The sequence below is a fragment of the Rhodococcus sp. DN22 genome (assembly GCF_036669995.1).
GTDB lineage: Bacteria > Actinomycetota > Actinomycetes > Mycobacteriales > Mycobacteriaceae > Rhodococcus_F > Rhodococcus_F erythropolis.
In genome coordinates this window covers 179,535-200,113 of the sequence record NZ_CP133328.1, presented here as the reverse complement: position 1 = coordinate 200,113, position 20,579 = coordinate 179,535, and the positions used below count along the sequence as shown (strand labels likewise).

Annotated in this window: 22 protein-coding genes; 16 read left to right on the top strand and 6 right to left on the bottom strand. The window is 59.7% G+C overall.

The annotated features are described in order from the left end of the window. Positions 1-684 (bottom strand): hypothetical protein, encoded by a 684-nt coding sequence (locus RA302_RS32650; protein ID WP_030537761.1) that lies wholly within the window; start codon positions 682-684, stop codon positions 1-3. 140 nt (positions 685-824) lie between these two features. Here RA302_RS32650 and RA302_RS32645 point away from each other — a divergent pair, with 140 nt between their 5' ends. Beyond that, positions 825-1,016, top strand: a complete 192-nt coding sequence (locus tag RA302_RS32645) for a hypothetical protein (RefSeq protein ID WP_338481251.1) — start codon at positions 825-827, stop codon at positions 1,014-1,016. Between the two features lie 4 nt (positions 1,017-1,020). Here the strand turns inward: RA302_RS32645 and RA302_RS32640 are convergent, their stop codons facing one another. Further along, positions 1,021-1,329: a hypothetical protein gene (locus RA302_RS32640; RefSeq protein WP_030537763.1), complete on the bottom strand. Its 309-nt coding sequence runs from the start codon at positions 1,327-1,329 to the stop codon at positions 1,021-1,023. 411 nt (positions 1,330-1,740) lie between these two features. Here RA302_RS32640 and RA302_RS32635 point away from each other — a divergent pair, with 411 nt between their 5' ends. After that, the gene (locus tag RA302_RS32635; RefSeq protein WP_155277960.1) at positions 1,741-3,039 is read left to right on the top strand and encodes a hypothetical protein; all 1,299 of its coding nucleotides are present in this window, start codon (positions 1,741-1,743) and stop codon (positions 3,037-3,039) included. A gap of 638 nt (positions 3,040-3,677) precedes the next feature. Here the strand turns inward: RA302_RS32635 and RA302_RS32630 are convergent. Next, entirely contained in the window at positions 3,678-4,181 is a 504-nt protein-coding gene (locus tag RA302_RS32630) for a hypothetical protein (protein ID WP_230587695.1), read from the bottom strand. A 631-nt stretch (positions 4,182-4,812) separates the two neighbouring features. On the opposite strand from RA302_RS32630, the gene RA302_RS32625 reads away from it, so the two are divergent. Both RA302_RS32625 and RA302_RS32620 read left to right on the top strand, forming a co-directional pair. Continuing rightward, a complete protein-coding gene (locus RA302_RS32625; protein WP_080712820.1) occupies positions 4,813-5,856 on the top strand; it encodes a type IV toxin-antitoxin system AbiEi family antitoxin domain-containing protein in 1,044 nt (347 codons plus the stop codon). Then, positions 5,853-6,536, top strand: a complete 684-nt coding sequence (locus RA302_RS32620) for a nucleotidyl transferase AbiEii/AbiGii toxin family protein (RefSeq protein WP_030537766.1) — start codon at positions 5,853-5,855, stop codon at positions 6,534-6,536. The genes RA302_RS32625 and RA302_RS32620 overlap by 4 nt, the downstream gene beginning before the upstream one ends. 352 nt (positions 6,537-6,888) lie before the next feature. Here the strand turns inward: RA302_RS32620 and RA302_RS32615 are convergent, their stop codons facing one another. Then, a complete protein-coding gene (locus RA302_RS32615; RefSeq protein ID WP_196248310.1) occupies positions 6,889-7,686 on the bottom strand; it encodes a hypothetical protein in 798 nt (265 codons plus the stop codon). 151 nt (positions 7,687-7,837) lie between these two features. Here RA302_RS32615 and RA302_RS32610 point away from each other — a divergent pair, with 151 nt between their 5' ends. The 7 genes from RA302_RS32610 (at position 7,838) to RA302_RS32580 (ending at position 15,839) form a co-directional block, all read left to right on the top strand. Continuing rightward, entirely contained in the window at positions 7,838-9,550 is a 1,713-nt protein-coding gene (locus tag RA302_RS32610; protein ID WP_338481250.1) for a hypothetical protein, read from the top strand. A gap of 264 nt (positions 9,551-9,814) precedes the next feature. Then, positions 9,815-10,909: a hypothetical protein gene (locus tag RA302_RS32605; protein ID WP_030537770.1), complete on the top strand. Its 1,095-nt coding sequence runs from the start codon at positions 9,815-9,817 to the stop codon at positions 10,907-10,909. A gap of 61 nt (positions 10,910-10,970) precedes the next feature. Further along, a complete protein-coding gene (locus tag RA302_RS32600) occupies positions 10,971-11,168 on the top strand; it encodes a hypothetical protein (protein WP_030537771.1) in 198 nt (65 codons plus the stop codon). 354 nt (positions 11,169-11,522) lie between these two features. Further along, the gene (locus tag RA302_RS32595; RefSeq protein WP_030537772.1) at positions 11,523-12,542 is read left to right on the top strand and encodes a hypothetical protein; all 1,020 of its coding nucleotides are present in this window, start codon (positions 11,523-11,525) and stop codon (positions 12,540-12,542) included. Positions 12,543-12,788: 246 nt separating this feature from the next. Further along, on the top strand, positions 12,789-13,967 hold the full coding sequence (locus RA302_RS32590) for a hypothetical protein (protein ID WP_155277962.1): 1,179 nt from the start codon (positions 12,789-12,791) through the stop codon (positions 13,965-13,967). 676 nt (positions 13,968-14,643) lie between these two features. Continuing rightward, complete coding sequence (locus RA302_RS32585; RefSeq protein ID WP_029256938.1) at positions 14,644-14,949, top strand: transposase; 306 nt, start codon at positions 14,644-14,646, stop codon at positions 14,947-14,949. After that, positions 14,901-15,839 carry an IS3 family transposase gene (locus RA302_RS32580; RefSeq protein WP_230587744.1) on the top strand — a complete coding sequence of 313 codons (939 nt, stop codon included), beginning with the start codon at positions 14,901-14,903 and terminating at the stop codon, positions 15,837-15,839. The genes RA302_RS32585 and RA302_RS32580 overlap by 49 nt, the downstream gene beginning before the upstream one ends. A gap of 26 nt (positions 15,840-15,865) precedes the next feature. Here the strand turns inward: RA302_RS32580 and RA302_RS32575 are convergent, their stop codons facing one another. Further along, positions 15,866-16,957: an RNA ligase family protein gene (locus tag RA302_RS32575; protein WP_230587708.1), complete on the bottom strand. Its 1,092-nt coding sequence runs from the start codon at positions 16,955-16,957 to the stop codon at positions 15,866-15,868. 75 nt (positions 16,958-17,032) lie between these two features. Between RA302_RS32575 and RA302_RS32570 the strand changes: the two genes are divergently transcribed. Beyond that, the gene (locus RA302_RS32570) at positions 17,033-17,197 is read left to right on the top strand and encodes a hypothetical protein (protein WP_196248315.1); all 165 of its coding nucleotides are present in this window, start codon (positions 17,033-17,035) and stop codon (positions 17,195-17,197) included. A 51-nt stretch (positions 17,198-17,248) separates the two neighbouring features. Here RA302_RS32570 and RA302_RS32565 read toward each other — a convergent pair whose 3' ends face one another. Then, positions 17,249-17,575: a hypothetical protein gene (locus RA302_RS32565; protein ID WP_155277966.1), complete on the bottom strand. Its 327-nt coding sequence runs from the start codon at positions 17,573-17,575 to the stop codon at positions 17,249-17,251. A gap of 456 nt (positions 17,576-18,031) precedes the next feature. On the opposite strand from RA302_RS32565, the gene RA302_RS32560 reads away from it, so the two are divergent. From RA302_RS32560 to RA302_RS32545, 4 genes are all read left to right on the top strand, one after another. Continuing rightward, a complete protein-coding gene (locus tag RA302_RS32560; RefSeq protein WP_030537862.1) occupies positions 18,032-18,394 on the top strand; it encodes a hypothetical protein in 363 nt (120 codons plus the stop codon). Between the two features lie 173 nt (positions 18,395-18,567). After that, on the top strand, positions 18,568-19,401 hold the full coding sequence (locus RA302_RS32555; RefSeq protein ID WP_030537863.1) for a hypothetical protein: 834 nt from the start codon (positions 18,568-18,570) through the stop codon (positions 19,399-19,401). Positions 19,402-19,701: 300 nt separating this feature from the next. Next, positions 19,702-20,079 (top strand): hypothetical protein, encoded by a 378-nt coding sequence (locus RA302_RS32550; protein WP_155277968.1) that lies wholly within the window; start codon positions 19,702-19,704, stop codon positions 20,077-20,079. Positions 20,080-20,181: 102 nt separating this feature from the next. Continuing rightward, on the top strand, positions 20,182-20,556 hold the full coding sequence (locus RA302_RS32545) for a hypothetical protein (RefSeq protein WP_338481249.1): 375 nt from the start codon (positions 20,182-20,184) through the stop codon (positions 20,554-20,556). Positions 20,557-20,579 lie beyond the last annotated feature (23 nt).

Here is a 20,579-nt window from a genome sequence, read left to right as displayed (position 1 = left end):
TTAGCGCGTTGACTCGGTAGTGGTCGACGCGTATTCAACTTCAGCCCAGTGCGTTTCGGTGTCGATCGCAAGCGGTTCGCCGTAGATGTCGATGTGGCGAAGGTCTTGGTAAAGGTCCCAGCAGAAGTTCGGTTGGTCGTGGTGGGTGAGGTGTTGGTGCGCGGCCCAGGCGATGATGTTGGCCATTTGTGTGCCGGCTGAGGTGTGTGGGGGTGTGGCGGTTTCGAGGATTCGGTGCAGGCCGAATTTCGGGGGTGGGGGGAGTTCTGTTGTGGTGAAGAGGATTCCGAACTTGCCGTCGTCTTCGAGTCGGGTGTTGATTTGTTGGAGGAGTGCGGTGTGGAGTGCGTCTTGCTCGGTCCTGTGGTTGTCGGGCGTGGTGCGGGTGTAGACGCTGCCGATGCGGATGTTCTGGTTGCTGATGGTGTGGAGTGCGTTTGAGAGTGCGCGTTGGCGGCGGTGGTTGGCGGTTGAGCTTTCAGGTTCCACAGATCGAAGGATTTCGGTGTCGACCGGGATTCGATGGCGGTGGGTGACGTGTGCGCGAGTTTCGTCCCAGCCTCGTGTGACATGGGGCCAGTCGTCGGGAGTGGCTTCCAGCCATGCGATTGTGGCGAATCCGCTGGCAGACGTTCCGTGTTGACCGATGTATATGACGCTCGGTGAGGTTGGCGCGGGGTCCATGGATCGCCCTTCTGAGGATGTGTGTGTGTCCGTTCACTGCCGGCATCAAGATGCAAACAAACGTAGGCCAACAAGGGTTGGCACGTCAATGCCAACGGAGTTGGCCTGACGAGCGCGTCGACGCAAGTAAGCTCTCAAGAATGGATCAACTGGACCGAGCTCTCGCTGCTCACGAGCGTGCGCAAGCCAAGCTGCAGGAGACGCGCGTGGCGCTGCATGTGGCGATTCGTGCTGCGTTGGATAGTGGTGTGCGGCAGTCGGATTTGGTGAGGCGGACTGGTTATTCGCGTGAGTATTTGCGGCGGATTGCTCGTGAGGCGGACGGGGAGTAGGGGGTCATTTCGGCTGGGTGGTGGTTCGGTCGAGGTGGATGAGCATGGCGGTGAGCATTTCGTGTAATGCGTCGTGTTCGTTGAGTGCTGTTGTTTTGGTGTCGCTGTCGTCGAGTGTGGTGATGAGTTCTTTGAGGCGGTTGCGGGTGAGTGGGCTGTTGGGGGTGTGGAGCCAGGTTGGTGTGGTTGCGCGGAGTGTTCGTCGGTAGGCGTTGACGATGGGGTCGGCGTTGCCTTTGTTGGTGTAGATGGTGTGTAGGGCTTCGAAGTCGTCGGGGTCGAGGGTGACGATGTGTTCGATTCGTCGTGTCATGGTTGCGTGCCTTTCCGGTGTGTGGGTTTGGGGTAGTTAAGCGGGGTTGGTGGGGTTTGTCGCATACCCCCGCACGCGGTCGGGCGTGTCGGGTGTTGGTGTGTGGGTTAGTTAATGCGGGTGTTGTGGGGGCGGCAAGGACGGAATGCACGCGGTCGGGCGTGTCGGTGTCGTGTGTTGGTGTGGGGATAGTTAATGCGGGTGTCGTGGGGGCGGCAAGGACGTTTCGCACGCGGTCGGGCGTGTCGTGTGGTGTCGGTTGGCGTTGTCGGGGTAGTGAATCTGGTTTTGTGGTGGACTGCAATGTAACTGTGGATAACTTTGTGTTTTGCCTGAGCGGGCTCCCGTGGGAGTGCCCAAACTGATGTGCGGGTAGGTGTGTTGGCCGGGCTTGTGTCGGTAGTCGGATCCATGATGGTCGGCATGGGGCACAGAGGGCATGGCAAGAGCAAGGGGTCTAAACAGCACGCGCAGCTCCGTGACGAGCCGCCACGGTTGAGGCCGTTGTGGGTTTACGACGCTGACGACTGGGCGGAGATGATGGCGTTGCCGTCAGGTTCGCTGGTCTGTCCTGATCCAGCGTGTCGGTCGCCGTTTCAGGTGCCGCAGGAGAATTCGCAGGGGACAAGGTTTCTCAAAGATCGTCAGGGTAGTAAGTGTGCGCATGTGTTTGCCCAGCCCGAAAAGGGTGGTGGTCCGGTTTCGGCGGAGCATCGCTGGGTGCAGGCGCGTATTGCCAAAATTTGCGACGCCCTCGGGTATCGGGCGATTCCCGAGCACTATCCGTCGTATGCGGATGTGTATTTGCCTGATTTGGACTTCGCTATCGAGTATCAACGGTGGAAGACCGACGTAAGCAAGCGTGATGCTGCGCGCCGCAGTGTTGGTGCGAAGCACGTGTTGTGGTTATTTCCGCCTTATGTCAACGATAAGAAGTCCTGTGGGTTCCTTTTCGGGAGTTCGTGTGCCCGAATTGAGGTGGTGGACATGCACACTCGTAGACCTGTCGAGCCTTGGAAGTATCCCGAGCAAAGTCGGACTGCGCGACTTTATATCTATGGCACCGTTGCTCGGTCTGTCGAAGGGGAGGGTTTGCGAACAGGCAGGCATGATGCAATGACCTTCCTTGGAGAGGTCCTTTCCGGCGATCGACTGTGGTACAAGCCCGGGACACGCGGGTTGCCGTCAGCGCGCAGGGGGGCGTGGGTTCGTCGGGATGACATGGCTGAGGTTCGCGCTGCAATGGATCGTGAACTGTTGTCTGACAGCAATTTTGGTGAGTTCAAGGTCGAAGTGCAGGCGGTCTCGCCGGTCCAGTCGGTCTCGCCGGTACCGGCACAAGGTTCGGTACCGGCACAAGGTTCAGGGGAAAGTGATGTCGGCCGCGACAGTTCCCTGGCGGGCGACGAAGTGTTCGGTAGTGGGGGGCCGGACGAAAAGTTACTGGCAGTGGACTCCGTCGAGTTGAGCGAGCCGGCAGGGACCGTGGAGATCGTTACGGGGTTGGAAGGGTCGAGCAGTGTTCCGCTCGATGTTCAAAGTCCGAGTGTGCGGTCCGGTGAGGTAAATGCGCTGGACGATGACGAGTTGTTGGATTGGTTCGTCGGTGAGAGTGCGAGTGTGAAGAACCCGGCGGATGGTGTCCGTGGCGGGGGTGTTCGTCGCGAGGGCGGACTGTGGCGGCGATTTGTGGGTTGGGTTCGCCGCTAGAGATTGTGAATGCTGTGTTGCCTACCAATGTCACCTTGAACAGCGCCGCCTCGAAGGGGTTGCGTGGGTGCTCGGCGACGGCGGGCTGTCGCTCAACAGCGTCAAGGGCTGCTCGGAGTCCTTGGAGCATCTCGGCCTCGGTCGAGGTGCCGTCTACGCCTAAGCGCGCACTGAAACACACATCACTCTGACCAGGAGAAATAAGATGGCATCCTCTGCGGTTATCTGTATCGTTGCCCACATTGACCGTGGCCTGCGGTTGATCCCCGGTCTGACCGCACCCTCGTCGAGGGTCGACCGAGAGGCTCTCCGCGTCTCGTACGAATAGACCACCTGCCCGCAAAACCAGAAGGGAGCCGGCCATGGCCACCAAGAAGAGGACTGATGCGACCGCGCCGGCCTCCCTGGAACAGTTGCGGGCCCCCGCCTAGAGTTGCGTCGGTCGTCGGCTGCGTCCAAGCATGTACCCACCCTTCGCAAGGGCACGCGCCGTAAGCAGCGTGCTCGCGCCATCGCGGCAGGATGGTAGAGGCAGGGAAGCGCCAGTCTCCGGCGACGCAATCGACCACGAATCCGCATCTTTCTCCATGGCTGATGCGGGTTCTTTTTTGTAGGGTCGGCTGTGACCATTGCGGTGGTTACAGTCGGCGAAAACCTTTGGGGATATGGATGTCCGGTCGTTCGGTTGGCAGTCCTGCTGCTGCGCGGATGCTTCGGATGTCGTCGACGGCTAACGGTGTGGACGGATCCTTCTGGATGACGATTGTGCCGTCCTGGTGGGGAAATGCGTCCACGCTGGGCGGGAGCTGTGTTTCGTCGATCGGCAACTCGGGGCCGAAGTAGGTGCAGCTACCGATGATCGCGTCACCCGGTACGTTGTGCTGAGGCGATGATTCGGTTCGGCGGTAGAGCACGGTGATGCGTGAGTCCCAGATGTCGGTTAGCCCTTGGACGAGCTTCAGCGACAGCGAAATCAGTGTTTCGTCGGCAAAGGTACATACGAATGCGCCAGACCCTGAGGTGCCCCCGAAACTGATAGCGACTCTGACGTCGCCGGCATCTGAATACAGGGTTATCTGTCGTGGAAGCGAGAGCGGGTACACACCGTCGGTGGCGTGGGGGGAGTGCCTGGCCTCGACCAATGCGGCTTCGATCGATTTTTGCGTCGGGGGTACGAGGATCTGGCGGATATTCGTACCCCAGGGCCTGCTCGACCCCGGCGCCGTCGGGGAGTGGATCCCCGACGGTTTGGTAGAAGTCGACGTCGAAGACCGGATCCAGCTCTCGAAGGAACTGTAGAGACCGGGTCGCTAAGACGGCGGTGACCGATTCGGCTTCGGGCGGGCGCTTCCGCCCGATGACGTTCACAGTCAATCCAGACATCGGATTGCGGCGTAAAGATGAGGCAGGCACGGTTACTCCCGTTCGAAGACGATCGACCATCGGGACAGGCTCTGGCGTTACACGGGGTAACGCAGCGCTGTCCGCCCCGTCAGGATGTCGTCGAAGCTGACTTCCAAAGGATGTTCGCCTAACTGAATGAGTGTTCCGGTTGGTAGTTCCTCCAGTGCGGCGGCGGGCAGTTTGCTCTGATCGAGATCGATCCCGGACTGATGTAAGTCTCCCACCCGACTCGGAAATGGTTCGCGCTAGTTGTGTGGTTCGGTACGGGTTCTGGTTATGTGACTAGTCTCCGCAGCATGCTGCAATAGTTACACTCTGGGATGTAACTTTTGCAGACTGGTGGATATTTAGGCTGATATAGTGGTGCATATGTCCACCGATTCCCGGATCCTCGACCTTGCTGACCTGTCGTCGGAGCAGTGGGGTCTGTTCACCATGGCGCAAGCAAAGGAACTGGGGTTCTCTGCGCAGCAGGTCGCCCGCATGGCTAAGGCTGGAACGGTGGAGCGGATCCGCCATGGTGTCTATCGGATCGGTGGGGCGCCGAGTGTTCCGTCCGAGCGGCTGCGGGCTGCGTGGATGATGATCGAGCCCGGTGCCACTGCTGGTGAGAGGCTGCGTGAGGGGTCTCCGGCCGTGGTGACGCACAGGTCTGCCGCGTGGCTTCACGGCCTTGGTGATGTCGATGCGGATGTGATGGAGTTCGCGACGTCGAAGCGTCGGCAGTCTCGTCTTTCCGATGTTCGGTACCGCGTTGCGTCCTATGAGCCGGATGCGTGGACACTCGAGGATGGGCTGCCGGTTACGACGGTGCTGATGACGATCGTCGATCTCGCCGCGGGGCATCTTGATGGGGGGCATCTGGCGGGCATTGTTCGTGATGCTGTTGTCGCTAATCGTGTGGATTCGGAGAGTGTGAGTGAGGCGCTGCGGCCGTTTGCGCATATGTACGGGGTTCGTCTGGGCGATGGCGAAGCTCTTCTGAGTCGCTTCCTGGAGGAAGCTGGGATTCCTCAGTCCACGCGTGCGCTGGGGCAGCGTCTGGCTGGTCAAGGGGTGCTTGATCTCCCGAACTCCGCGTTCATGGATATTCCGGCGCTGCAAAGTCTGCGAGATACAGTGGCTCTGATGAATTCTCCGGCGATGCAAAGTTTTCGGGATTCGCTGGCGCTGGTCAATTCTGAGGCGATGCACAGTGTTCAGGATGCGGAGGGGTGGATCCATTCTCCTGTCATGCAGAGCTTTCGGGATGCTGCGCTGGTCAATTCTGAGGCGATGCAGAGTATTTGGGATGCGGCGGCGCTGATGAATTCTCCTGCGATGCAGAGTCTTCGGGATGCGGCAGCTGCTGTGGATCTGCCCGTGGTCGAGGCTGCTCGGAAGATCGCCGACAGTCAGCGGCGCGCGCAGTGACGCGAAGTCGAGGAGCTGCGGCGTTCAAGCGGTCGCTGACGGACCGGCTGAAGAAGGAGTCCACACTTCGAGGGCGCCCGTTCGAACATTTGCGGCGGGAGTTCTATCTGCAGCGGTTCTTGGCGCGGATCTTCTCGCAGCCGGAGGGGCGGTGGTTGCTCAAAGGTGGGGCGTCGCTGTTGGTGAGGCTCCCAGATGCACGGTACAGCCAGGATATCGACCTTCTGCATACCGCTGCGGGCCTGGAGGAGGCAATCGAAGATCTTCGGGCGGCGGCCGATCTGAGTGAACTTGATCCACTTAGCTTCGTGATACGCGATGAGCCTGTCGCGATGACTGGTGGGGTCGATGGCGCGAAACTGAAGGTTGAGGTCTATTACGACGCGCTGTACCTCTTCAGTTTTCCGATAGACCTCTCCACTGAGCTCGTTGCGGTCGGTGACGTCGATTATCAGTCCCCGAGACCGATTGTGGCGATGGAGGGTTTGGCTGCGATGCCGGAGTTTGCGTTGTATCCGTTGCCGGCGCAGATCGCCGACAAGGTGTGCAATGTATGGGCGGTACGGGCGGGATGGAGGTCCGTCGACGCGGTATCACGATTTGGTGGATCTGGTACTGATCATTTCTGCATGGCGTTTCGCGGCGGATGTGTTGGCGCGTGGTCTATCTCAGGAGTCTGAACGTCGTGGATTGGTGTTGCCGGCCGCTATGTCGGTGCCTTCGGTTGGGTGGTCTGCAGGTTACGAAGCGATCGCTCGGACGGTCTCAGGGTTGCCGAGTGGGGCGTTGACGCTGGGTTCGGCGTTGGTAGTGGCAGGGCGCTGTCTTGATCCGATTTTGTCGCAGCAGGTCACCCTCGGGTTTTGGAACCCGAACACCGCGGTGTGGATCGAATAGTGTGTTGAGACGCTCCAGCGGATGCTTCGTCGTAAGGCTCTGTGCCCGTTCCTAATTAGCGATTCGTGCTTTTCTCGGGATCTTGCTTGTTCGGGGTGCTGGTCTGTTCTATGGGCGCGCTGCTTGGTGGGGGCTTTATTCGTGTCGGTTGTCTCCGAGGTCGGGTCGGAGGTGTTGTTGTGCGCGTTCGTTCCAGCTGTTGATCTGCCAGCAGGTTGCGGGGTCTCGGGTGGCGGTGTGGAGTGCGGCGACGATGGCGTCGCCGTCGTCGATGTTTGCGGGTGTTATCCCGAAGCCCCGTAGTTGTTCGGTGAGTTCTTCGTTGAGGTGTGGGTCGTGGGCTTCCCACCACAGGAGGGCTTGTGCGCTTGTTTTCAGTGCGGTCATTTCCGATGTGCGGCGGAAGGGCGTTGTCCACGCGGGGTCGGCGTTAGGCCATGTTCCTTGTTGGTTGTCTGGCATGTCGAAGCTGATTCGGAGTGTGCCGGGGTCTGTCCCTGGGTCGATGTGAGTGATGGTTACCCACATTCCGTCGGTTCTGTGGAGTTCGCCGAGGGTGCGGGGCATTTGGTCGCCGGGTTGCAGGTCGGCGACTGAGCAGACTGGCCATGTGCGGCCGGCGGCGTCGACTGCGGTGGGTGATGCGTCTTGGTTTCTGGGGGTGGATCGGGTCGGCCAGGATTGGCGGCCGCCGAGGCGGCGGTAATGCTGCTGCATTGCTTGCCCGGAGGTTTTTCCGAGTGCTGTGGCGAGCGTTTCCCAGGTTTCTCCGTGGTTGCGGGCTGTTTCGATCAGGCTGAGTTCGTTGGCGTTCAGGGTCTTTCGTTTGGTGGCAAGGTTTTTCAGTCCTTCGATCGATTGGTGTGCGGGGGTGCCTTGGATGGTTGCCGTCGATCGAGCCTGGCGTGGTCGGAACTTGTCGAAGAAAGTCATGTCAATCAACATACTCCTTTATTCTCAACATTTGTATGTATAGCAGCCAAAGATGTTGAAATACCGATCTTCTGTTTGGCGCGAACTCATCGCAGTCCGAGTGCGACATTTAAAGCAGCCAAATGACACTTAATAGTGTTAGATGACATCTATGAGGCTGGATGAGTTTCCTGAGTTGTTGACGTCTTCGGATGTGCGGAAAATCCTGGGTTTGTCGTCGTCGGAGTTGGCGAATGCGCGCCGTCGAGACCCGAATTTCCCGGCACCCGATCCACGGCATTCTCGGATCCGATCACCGCGGTGGACGAAGCCCGACTTCGTGCGATGGATGGTCAGCGAAGGAAGGGCGCCGGTCACGGTTCTGCCGGATTTGGATCCGCCTGTCGAGGGCCAGCCCGTTCGATGGCGATATCTGCGTACGGAATTCGTCACCATCGATACCCAGGTGGAGTTTTCGTCGCAGCCTTCGTACAAGGAACAATATGCCTTGATGAGGTACGCGAGGTTGGGCGATATCGGCGAGCCCCGGATGCTGACCGTGGCGTTTGTCATCGACGAGCCTGACGCAAGCGAACGCTTCAATTGGGCGTTCACCGGCTCGAGGTTGACGGCCGAGACTGCTGTTGCGCTCGGGTACGGCCCAGGCGGTTACGCGGGTGCGATCGTGTGGATGGCATCGGAGCAGTACGGGCACGAACCATACCTACAGGGGTGCGAAGTGCCAGCGTCCTTCGATGAATCGTTCGTGAGGATGCCCTATGTGAATCCCCGCGATCTCGCCGGAATTCTCGGACATCCCCTCCCTCTGTGGTGGCCAGGGTATGCGAGCACTGCTGCGGTGGCGATGTGGGTTCCGGAGCCGGCGACCGCGCCGACTCCGGTGTTCGCCGGCATTCCGCCAGTCGCCGCCAGTCGGGCGAGGATGCGGCAGCGGTTGCGGTTGGTGGTCGACGAGATTGTCAGTGGTGTTCGTTCAGCACCGCCCGGGGTCATCGAGCAGTTGGCGGGGTTGGGCAATACCGCTTGGGATCAGGTGATTTCGCGATATCGCGAACGCGCAGAGTATCCGTGGGTGGATGCGTCGCGTCGAGCGTTGTTGTCGACGGAGGAGGCTGATCCGGTTTTGCCTGCGGTGCCGCCGTCGACGGATATTTTCGAGGGGTTGGCGTGGTTGGTCGCGCAGCCTGATATTGATCCGGGGCTGTCACGGTGGTTGACCGATTTCTACGGGTATCCGGAGTCCATCGATGAAGCGGGGGTGAACCTTACCGAGATTCCGGTGCGATTGCGGTTGGTGATCGAATCGAGCCTGCGTCCGATTGAGGATCCGGCGGACACCTGGATGCGTCGTGCGCTCGAACCCTCCGATGCAGCGCAGGATGTCGGGTGGATCGCTGATGGGGATCATCGCCGCCGTCCGGTTGTCGTCGATGGCGACTGGGTTCGATTCCATATCCCGAGGTCGATGCCCGAAGGATTTGTTCCGGACACCGTTCATCTGATTGCGGGCGGTGAACTGAGCCGATTGGTTGTGGCGTTCGGCATCGACCGTCGAGGGATGGTGCTCCCGTTGCCGGTGGCGCAGACGGGTTCGGATCGAGCTGCGCAATGCCTGGCAGCGCTGGCACTTTCGATTGAAGAGCCTGTGCATTTGGGGAACTCACCGAAGTTGCGTGGGGCGCCTGTCGAATTGGAGCGGCTGGTGTCGGCGCTGGAAACGGCGGATCACCTCGAGGTTGCGTGGTCGGTGATCGAGGGACTGGTCGGTGATCGTCCGGAGGGGATGACCGACAAGGACTTACAGGAAGCGAGTGCCGGTAGGCGGTTGTGGAAGAACCGGGAAAGCGCGACGTCTGACGAGTGATCGTGCTCATGGCGCCGTGGTCTCTCACTATCTGTGTAGTGCGGGCATGATGTGGGGGAGGTCTTTGGGGCAGGAAAGGCTGGTTCGCGGCGTTTGATTCTTCTGGCGGCGTGGGCGGATCTGGATTTTCGGGAAGAATCAACGACGGGGGTTGTGATGGGTAAGGCGAAGAGCAAACGGAAAGCTGTTGTGCGGCAGGCCCCTGCGAGGCATTCGCCTGGCGATGATCTTCGGCATGGACTTGCAGTTCGGCAACGAGCGGATATGGCGTTGTCGACTGGTGAGTTGAAGCCATCGCAGATGCCGTTGTTGTTGGATGCGTTCGACGAGGCTTCGACACCTGTCGTTCAGTATCTGGAGCCGTGGGGTCTCGTGGTGTGGGAGTTGCGGAGTTTCCACGCATCGGGAGTTGTCGGGCCGACATTGAAGTGGTGGACCGATCTACACGGTCAACCAGCCGCTGTGTTGGCCGCGGATCCCGAGCGGTACTTCATGTTGGGTGGAACTCAGAAGTCGTACTACGGAGCGGCCGATGAGCAGGACATGCTCGTCATGTACTGCGGATATCGGTGCACCAGCCGAGCGACCTCGGATCGGCACGCCTATTTCGCGTCCGAGGAAATGACGGCACTGATTTTGGCGGGAAGCGAAGGTTCAGCGGATGTCGGTGTGACACTCGCTGATCTGCCCTCGCCATCTGGCGTCGCCTATCTGACGCAAGCTGAGGGCGGGTTGGTGTTGCTGTGGAACACCATCGATGATCTGCTTTCGGTTCAATTGGTGCCGACCACGGGCGCTCGGGATTTCATCGTCAACCAGGGAGAGAAGAAGGTTGGGTGGGGGTACAGGTTCGGCGAGCACAAGTACTTGCCGATGCCGTTTGCCGAGGCGGAATTGAGTGCGCCGGAGAGTGATTCCCCGCCAACACTTCAGAATGTCGGCGGGTACACCCCGGGGATGCCTGACGATGCGCCGGATTGGTCCCGCAAGGGTATTTATCAGGGGTGGACGTCCGAGCAGATCTTGTCGGTTTTCCTTTCGTTCACGCACATGCTTCGGCAGGGCGCGTTGGTGGACTCGTCGACAATTCGGACTGCGAAGTCATCGTTGAGTGGGAGACGTCGCAAGCCGGGGTTGGTGACGTATTTGTCGTACCGTTCTCGTGGTGGATCTCGTCCGGCAGTGGGCGAGGACGGGTCTCCGTCGCGGGTGTACTCGCACAGGTGGACGGTTCGAGGTCATTGGAAGCGGCAGTGGTATCCGAGTGAGCAGCGGCATCACCCGATTTGGATTTCGACGTACATCGCGGGGCCGGACGGTGCGCCGATCAAAACGTCGGACAAGGTGACTCTGCTTTGAGAGGGGGATGCTGCTGCCGCCGTCGCCTTGATCCGGCCGGGTGGAAACGGGAGGTGTTGTGATGGTTTTCGAACGCGTTGTGTTGAGTGCAGGGTTCATTGCGTTGGTGGTCGGCGGGTTGACCGTCCTCTCAGGCTTCTCTGAGCTGTCTTGGTGGATGAGTGTTCCGATCATCGTCGGAGGGGGTGTCGCGGCAGCGTTCGCGATACTTGGGTTCTGGGAGTTCGTCGACCGAACACCGCGGCGGCAAGACAAATGACCGGGCGGGGTGCTGGTGTCGTGTTGAGGCGGGTGAGTGGTTTTCTTCGAGTCAGGGATGTCATGTGCCGGTGAGACTATGTATGGGATATGTCGTCGACTTGGGAGAGCTAGTTCAATCAACACACGGGGATCGGGTGCAATGACGGAAACTCTGGATATAGCGTCACAAATTATCTGCGAGCGGTTGGCGTTCACCTCGTCGTCACTTCCTCCTCTGAGGGAGGACTGGCGACAGCAGCTTTCGTGGTCGGTGGATCGGGCATGTCCGATGCCGAGGAAGCCATCAAATTGGGGCAAGTTGCTCAGGCGAAGTTGGTCCAAGTATCCGGCGTCGGATCAAGGACGACGAATCATGTTGCTGCAAGAACGCTTCGGCTACTACGACCCAACTTTCGAGCTGGCGCGCATCGCAGTCGAGCAACATCACGGTGTCCTGTGGTGGAAGAACGACGCCGACGAATTGCGTGCGCAGCTGGTGACACCAGAGTTTCACGGATCCTGGTTGGCTGGAGCTATTTTGGTGGCAGCGGACGCCGCCGAAGTGGGGACGAAACCAGGGCGGCGGTACCTGGCTGGTGATAGGGAGCCGAGGTGTCCGGAAGACCGTGCGTGGCTTGGACTTGTCGACGATGTTGTTGCGATGCAAAGGTTCAGACTTGAGCGGGAATCTGGGCTGGCTGTGACATGGATCCAGGATTTTGTGCCAACTGGGCAATTGGTGGGTGCCGGGCTTTCTGGTGATGAAGCGAACCTGTTCGCCGCCGGTGTCGCGTTGATTCGGCAGGCACAGATACGGTGCAATGCAGACTCGGTCGGCAACGATGGCATTCTCTGGGGGCGCTATTCTGATCTGCGACGAGATGCAGGATTTCCTGATTGGAAATGGGCACGGTACGTCGACGATGTGGAGATTCTGTGGGGCGTTCCGGCGCCCGACTATCACTGGGAGAAGGCGGCCGGGTTCGAGGATTGGCTCCGTGATCATCCAGGCAAGGATGCGTGGGTCCCACGCGTGAGAGCAGCGTTCGACCGGAAGGCAAGATTCAACAATCGCACATTCGGGGAGTGGGAGTCGATCTCCCGCGAACCGGGATTCGCTTTGATTGCAGCACTTTCCAGCTTCGACACTTCACAAGGTAACGGCGAGTGGAGGCGGGCGAACGGAGATCAAATCGACAGGCTCTGCGACAGCGTGATCACGCTGAACGAACAGATGAGCGCCGAATGGTGGAGCCAATGGACGTCGGCCGATACCACGCCCGATACGCCGGAACAAACATGGACGGCTGCGGTGATTTCGTTGGCGACGTTGTTCGCACGAGCCGAGACTGTATCGGATCCCTCTAGCGTGATCCAGCTTGGAGACAGTTGAGGTGCAGTGATGGATTTTGAACGCTTCGTGTTGTGCGCAGGACTCTTTACGACACTGTTGATTGGGTTGAGTGTTCTCAGCTACTTCCTTCAATTGTCATGGTGGATGAGCTTTCTGGTGACTGGCGGTGGTCTCGCATCAGTGTTCGCCGCAGGATTTGGGATCTGGGTGGCAGTCGACCGAGCACGGTGGCGCCGAGACGTTTGAGGCATCTGAAAGTCGCGTTGGCACGGGTAGGAGGTGGAGATGATGCGGAAGGTTGAACCGTTGTCCACGGTGCAGGAAGCGGCGTGGCGTGCACGGGTGGAGGGGTTGTCCACTCAGGTTGGGGTGTCGTGCCCGCGCGTGGAGTTCGTTGGTGGGGGGATGGTGACCGGTGCTTCCTATCATCCGTTTTCGGATCGGTTGAAGATTCGGGTGAAGTGGATCGCTGCGGCTGGTGGTGATCCGTCGTCGCGGGCGGCGACTGCGTTGTTGTCGCATGAGCTGGGGCACAAGGCGGATCGACGATTCGTGTGGTTTTCGCTTGCGCTTGTGGTGGTGTGTTGTGCTGGTCTTTTGTCGGCGGTGTGGTTCGCGGATGGTGTGTGGCCAGCTCTGGGCGCGGTATTGGCAACTGTGGTGGTTTTGACGCCGGTGTTTCATCAGCGTGAGTTTCGTGCTGATGATGTTGCTGCGGATGCGGCTGGGGTGCGCGGGGTGGTGGAGTGGTTCCGCGTGGCACCAGGGGGGTCAGCTGCAGGTCTCTTTCATCCTTCGGATGCGGCGCGCGTAATACGGCAGGAATTGCGTTTGGGGCGGCCGGCGGAGTGGGTGGCGTTCGAGGACGATCTCGAAGATCGGCGGGTGGAGGGCCGCCGGCGGGTGGTGTCGTGTTGGCGTGAGTTGTGTGCGTCGGCGTGGGGTGTGGTGCAGCGGCCGTTCGATCGGAGGAAGCGGCCCTGGTCGTGTGCGCTGATATTGCTTGGCGTGGGATTGGTCGCGGCTTACCTCTTCACGGGTGAGTGGCGGCTCCTGGCTCTGGCGTTGGGTGCCCCTGTGTTCTTTGGCATGGTGGGTTTTCTTGTCTACTTCATTGTTCCTGGATGGCGTTTGTCGAGTGCGGATGGCTGTGCTTCGTTGCGGGTGGTGCCGCGGCGCTCGGTGCCGGGGGTGTACGAGGTTCGTGGTTATTCGCGGTGGCCTCGTACTGAGTCGACTGGTGCCGCTGCGGACGAGTTCGTTCGTGATGTTCTCGGTGTGGTGGATGCGCGTGAGGTGACTTTGGTTGCACGGTTCGCGGCTGAGGGGTTGCGGGAGAACTATATTCGGAAGTTTGGTTTTGCGGACGCGCCGGCGAATGTGTGTGAGACGCTGAGTTGGTGGAAGACTCACCGGTTCTTGGTGCGGCCGCCACGAAAGGTTATGGGGCGGGGTGTGTCGTGAGTGTTGATGCGAGGCGACGGGTGCGGAGTTGCATATGCCGTAGGCGTGGAATTGCCGGTGGCGCTGACTCTTGCCGAGAACGGTGAGTGGCTTTCTTCACGTTCGTGGTGTCATGTGCAGGTGCGATGATCTGGGAAGTGTCGCTGACATTGGCGTGCGTGTTCTGGTTCTGCCGGGCGAAAGGTGTGAGGAATTTTGACGGATGTGGAGCGCTTGATGGTGGGTCTCCCCTTCTGCATGTTGGTGATTTCCGCTTTGATCGTTGTCACGGGCTTTCTTGACTTGTCCCCGGCCGCAGCCGTTGTGGTAGCGAGCGGTGTTACCTTTGTGCTGTTCTGCACAGTGTTTGGGATCTGGTTGCTGATCGACCGAGTTCGGTTGCGGCGAGCTAAGTGACACGGTCGACGGTGTTGTTCTCCCCAGGTAATTTTGCATCATCCCTGCCACAATCTTGCTGGCCGAGTGTGGTGAGTAGGTACAGGAAAGTGACGGTCCGGTGTCGATTATGGTGACTGCAGTCGTTGTGGCGGGTTTCTTCGTGGTGTTCGGTCACTTCGCCGGTGTTCCCCGAGCTCAAACAGTTGCCACCATCGTGGTGATTCTGCTGTCTGAGGTTCACCCCGGATGGTGGACACCGAGATAGCGGGACCGAGGGTTCCGCTGGGAGGATGTCCTCATGTCCCGCACTCGCAGGTCTTTTACGACCGAGTACAAAGTCGAGGCCGCCCACCGGGTGATCGATTCCGGCCGCACGATCGCCGAGGTCTCCCGTGAACTGGGCATCAACGAAGCCCTGCTCGGACGCTGGGTCGCCGACGAACGACGACGCGTCGATGCTGCCGCAGAGTCTGGCGATCAACCGTTGACTGCCGCCGAACGCACCGAGCTTGCTCGGCTGCGCAAGCAGGTCTCCGAACAGGAGAAAGACATCGCATTCCTGAAAAAAGCGTCCGCGTACTTTGCGGCGAATCAACAAAAGTAGAGCGCTACTCGTTGATCGCTGCGGAGTGCGCGAACTTCGCGGTCCACCGGATGACGCGGCTCCTCGATGTCTCGACCTCCGGCTTCTACAAAAACCAAGGACTCAGTGTTCGAACAGGATTGGGCGAACGGAAACAGCGCCGCGCGGACTTGGAAGTGAAGATCCTCGACATCCACAGAGAATCGAAAGGTGTGTACGGGTCCCCTCGGATCACCGCCGAACTGCACGACGGCGGAGAGATCATCACCGAGAAGACTGTCGCCAAACTCATGCGATCACTCGGCATCGTCGGGATCAGCCCGCGGACATTCAAGATTCGCACCACTGTCGTCGATCCGCTCGCCTCGTTTCCGGACGACTTGGTGCAACGGCAGTTCGATCAAGGCCGGCTCGATGCCGTCTGGACATCCGATATCACGTACCTGACCTGCGGTGAAGGTGACATGTATTTGTGTGCGATCAAGGACGAGCACTCGAAGAAGGTTCTGGGATGGTCGGTGGCGGATCATATGCGGACCGACCTTGTCATCGCAGCCTTGGACATGGCCGTCGAAGCGCGCGGCGGCGGTGTAGCCGGCACAATCATGCACTCGGACAGAGGAAGTCAGTACACTGCAGAGATCATGAAGCAGGCGTGCGAGCGATACGGGCTGCGCCGTTCGATGGGAGATACCGGAATATGCTGGGATAACGCCGGTGCCGAAAGTCTGTGGTCGACGTTCAAGCACGAATACTACTATCGTCACATCTTCGTCCATGCCGCCGAATTGGTTGCTGCGGTTGACTACTGGATGAACTTCTACAACACTCGACGTCGGCACTCCACGATCGCGATGCTCAGCCCCACGGACTACGAACAGTCACTGACCGCGACCTCGATGGCCGCGTGACCACTGTCCACTTTTCGGGGTGAACCTCAGTCTGCTGTGCCGACACTCTGGATCGACGAAACTACTTCGTTTGCAGCTGCTTTCGGCATTTTTGTTTCCACGGGTGTTCTCGTGTCCGTTGTTCTGGGTGGGGTGTGGTTTCTTGTGAGGTATGTGCGTGGCCGTCGCGACTCGCGTTTGTCCAATTCTGGCGGCGAATTGGGTGGCGTGGGTAGCTGAGGCGTTTGTCGTCGAAGCTTCTTTGTTGCCAAAGGCTTGGACGTTTTCAGCTGAAGGGTGCACGGGTTTCGGGCACTGCCGGCGGCAGCGATCTTAGGGGCGGATTTCGCTAGCCGATGAGCCGTGAGCTTGTCGCGCAGTTCGCTGCGCTGCCGATCCGTCAGGCCCGTACCAACGTTTCCGATATATCTGAGGCCCCCCGAATCTTCGTGGGCGCCGAGGATCAACGATCCGACTCCTCGTGCCGCACCGCCCGAGCCGGGGAGGAAGCCGCACACTACGGCCTCACAATTAGCTCTCAGAGGCGATTTGATCCAATCCCGAGATCGCTTGCCAGGCTGGTAGATCGAGGCAATATTCTTGGCGACTATACCTTCCAGATGATGTTTGCGGGCTACCTCGAGCATGGTCGGCCCGTCGACGTTGAGCCAGTGCGGTGGGACTTTGATGCGCGGGTGCTCGAGGCTGAGGTTGGCGAGCGCTTCGCGGCGTTCGAGGTAGGGCAGATCGGTGGTCGATGCGCCGTCGATGTCGAGGACGTCGAACACGTAGTACGAGGTCACGGCCTCGTTGCGGAGCTCAGCGGTGGGCCTGAGCACGTGCATCCGTCGTTGCAACAGGGAGAAGGACGGAACACCGTCCGGTCCGAGTGCGACGATTTCCCCGTCGAGGACGGTTTCGCGGTGATCGAGCACAGAGCGGAGTGCATCGACGATCTCGGGAAACGATGCGCTGATGTTGTTCCCGTTGCGCGACCAGAGCACAGGCGACTCGGAACCTGTTGTGGTGATGGCTCTTTGGCCATCCCATTTCGATTCGAAGGCCCAGCGCTCCCCTGTCGGGGGATGCCCGAGCGTGGCGAGCATCGGCGGCACTGGCTTTCCGGAGGTGGCGCTCATCTCTCCACTGTGCGCGGGTTTGTACTGGTTTCGGCCAGTTTTCGGCCAGTTTTCGGAGGTTGAGACAATAGCGATATGAGAGAGACTGCAGAACCGGGCGAGGATCGGGGGTGGACTCCGGCTCCGGATGTGGGGCAGGCCGGCGCCGTCATCCTCGAGAGTGGCAGGTGGGCGTACCGATACAAAGAAGGTGCGGTTCCGATCCTCATGAAGATGCCAGAGCGCCCGAATCCGGCGTAACTGGTTGCTGTGCTGTTCACGGACCCCGTTCGTAAGCTGACTACCCATAGATCACTGAGGGATCACCGGCCGGCTACTAGGCGGAATGTAACGCGGTCTTCGCACCGTGTTGAGATGTGTCCGCCCGATGCCTTCAGGACCACCGAATAACTCCTCTGCGCGTCGGCTGTTGAGGAACCTGCTGATCAGCTCCCATAATTCGTCGGCGAATGTAGGCGCGTCGGGTCCGACCAGCCGGAGCAGAACTTCGAATGCCTCGTCGTCGTCGAGTGCGGCAACGACGCCGTGCGAAGCGATCACTTTCCCTTGCTCGGGGTACAGACTGCTCAGTGCTTCCAGCCGGTGCAGAAAATCTTTGAGGTATGTGTCCGGGAGCATGCCCATCATTGTTCCACTGGTTGTCAGGTGTCCGATTGTCTCCTCGTCTGGTCCCGATCCCAGATTGCCGCCTTCTCTGCATGAATGAGATGACTGCGTACTGTTGTCGCTTCCTGCCGTCCGGTGGCATTTTGGACGTCGTCGGCGAGTCAATGAATCGTGGATTGTGTTGGGTCGATGGAAGAGTCATTGAGTAGTTCGGTTTCTGGATCCGTTCGTCGGCCCGCTGTAGCGGTCGCCGCGAGGTACGGGCGCCGTACTGGTTTCTTCGAGCCGACAGGGTTGTGGATAACGCAGCGAGGTGTTGCCCCCCCGGGGGAGCCTGCACTGTCTGGGCAAGACTCGCCCGGCGAAGGATTACGGAGCCGTTGATTGCCTTCCGTCTTGGAGTTCCGGACTTATCGCTCTCTGTTAGTTTGTTGTTCCGGAGGGCCGTCACGAGATGGGGGAAGTACGTTGTCGGATGACTGGAGTCCGGATTTTCAGCCGCACAAATGGGCGCGGGACAGGGCGGAGTTCGCGGCGTGGATGGACGGGGCGACGGTTCGTGCGCCCTGGAAACGTAACCGGTTCACCATCTGGCGTCGTGAACAGCATGCGAAGCAGGTACATGATTCAGCAGCTGTGGCACGAAAGCAGAAGGCAGATCGGATTGCCAACCCCAGTGCGGAACTTGTTGCGGCGTACCAGGAGTTGCAGGCTGCGGAGGCAGCGTCCGGCGCTCGGCTCGGTTGTGCGCGCGGCGGAGATATGAGCGACCCGGAAACGGTTCGGGTTATTGCTCGGCTGCTCAACGATCACGCAGACAAGTTCCAGTAGGAAACAATGAGCGGCGCTCTGTCAGGATCTGGGGCATGAGATGGCTTCGGCGCAAAGCCCCGTCTGCTTCGGTAAGAACCCCGGTGATAGTTCCGCCGCCACCAGCGGCGTTGTTCAGTGAGTACATAAAGAAGAAGCCGCGGCGCCCATCGCCCGTGGGCACAATTTCGAGCATGCTCCACGCTGCGAACCCGTCCGGCGGTGTGAACGAGACAGTTCGCACGCGGCTGGCGATGGTGCTGTACAAACATCAGCAGCCACGGACTGCCGGGGATCCGCGGTTCCCGTCGATGACGGACCAGATGGTCTCTATTGCGATTGAGCGATTGGTGTTCGTACAGGGCAATTTGCGGTTGGGTGGGCTCGCCCCGACATCTGGCGCACTGTTACGGCATTTTGCCGGTCTCATCATGAACGAAGACGTGTCAGTCGTCCTCGATGCGGTAGGGGCATACGCGGACGCGCATGCGCGGGTTCCTGGAGTGCCGTGGATGAAGGACGCGGAAGAAGCGTTTCTCGCGGATGTCGAAGATGTGCTGGCCTCCACTGAATACGGTGTGCGCGGCCGGGAATTGGTGTTGCGCACCGACCTGGCATCGGCGGTGCTCGTGGACGAGCCACTGCGACTGTTGTCTGCTGGGGTTCCGGCGCTGGAGAAGATTGATCTCAAGTACAGGGAGGCAGTTGCCGAGTTGTCGGCAGGAAAACCGGCGGACGCGATCACGGACGCTGGTACGGCGTTGGAGATGCTCCTCGATGCGCTGGGCTATTCGGGCGGCACGCTGGGCGACCAACTCAAAGCCGCAAAGAAGCAAGAATGGCTTGCCGGCGTCGACACACCATTGGCGAATGCGCTCGAAAATCTCGTGAAGTGGATTGCTTCTGTGCGAAATCAGCGTTCTGATGCGCATGACACGCAATCACCTGATCAGGGGGATGCCGAGCTGATGGTGCGGTTGGTTGGGGTGTTGGCGCTTCGGTTCGGTCCCGACGTGCCGGAGAAGTAAGAGGCGATGAGGGTTTCCGGCACCGCGACGATCCGACCGGACGGGTTGAGTGCTGACGATTCACTAGATCAGAGCATGATCGCACGGGCATGCAGGTATCCAGGCAGTATTCCCAACGAAAGTGCATGTCGGACTAGTCCATTTGTCGCTAGTTAGGCGTTTCGGGTAGTTCTGCTTCTCTTCCAACGTGACCGAAGGCACTGCTGTACGCAAATCTTTGGTTACCTAAATATGCGATACTGTCAGTCACATCCAAGTGGGGCTGCGCCCGATGCAGCCTGCGCGTCGCAGGAGGTTTTCATGTCCCGTTCACGTATGGCTGTAGCTGCTTTGTTGCTTCCGGTCGCCGCTGGCGCCGTTGCTCTTGTCGGTGCAGGTGCCGCCTCGGCCGTCACTCCCTATTCCGGAAACGGTTATGTCGGTGTCACGTTCGATCAGAACGAGACTCGGTTCATTGCCGATACCAATGCCGGCGAACTCCTCCGCGGCATCCCGGATAACACTCTGCACGTCAATCTCGATCCCGAGTCGATCTACCACTCGCCCGGCAACGTTGTTTACGCGACCGTCGATCAGTTGGTCGACGAGTCGGCGTCACACGGTGGCCGCGTCGCCTTGACGGTCAGCGATCCGGCGATCTGGAATGGCGTTGTGCTCACCGGTTTTCAGCAGTGGTGATCTAGCTTCATCGCGGTTCTTCTCGCACGGGCGGTGACCTTTTCACTGCCCGATCCGTATGAGGCTGCGCCCGATGCAGCCTCCTCCCATTTGGAGGTTTTCATGTCCCGTTCACGTATGGCCGCCGCCGCGTTGATGATTCCGGTCGCTGCTGGTGCTGTCGCAGTTCTCGGAGCCGGTGCAGCTTCCGCCGTCGAACCGTATTCCGGCGAGGGCTATGTCGCAGTCCGCTTCGACGAGAACGAAACTCGTTTCATCTCCGCTACCAATGCCGGCGAACTGCTCGATCTGATCCCCAACGAGTTCTGGTGCGTGTCCCTCGAAGAGGGGTCTGTCTTTGAGAACGAGGAATACGTCACTTCCGCGACTATCGACCAGCTGGTCGACGAAGCGGCAGCTCGCGGCGGCATGATCAGCTTCACGATCAACGACCCGGCGATCTGGTCGAAGAACATCTCGATCATCCAGCAGTGGTGACCTAGGTCGAGTGTGTACGTGCA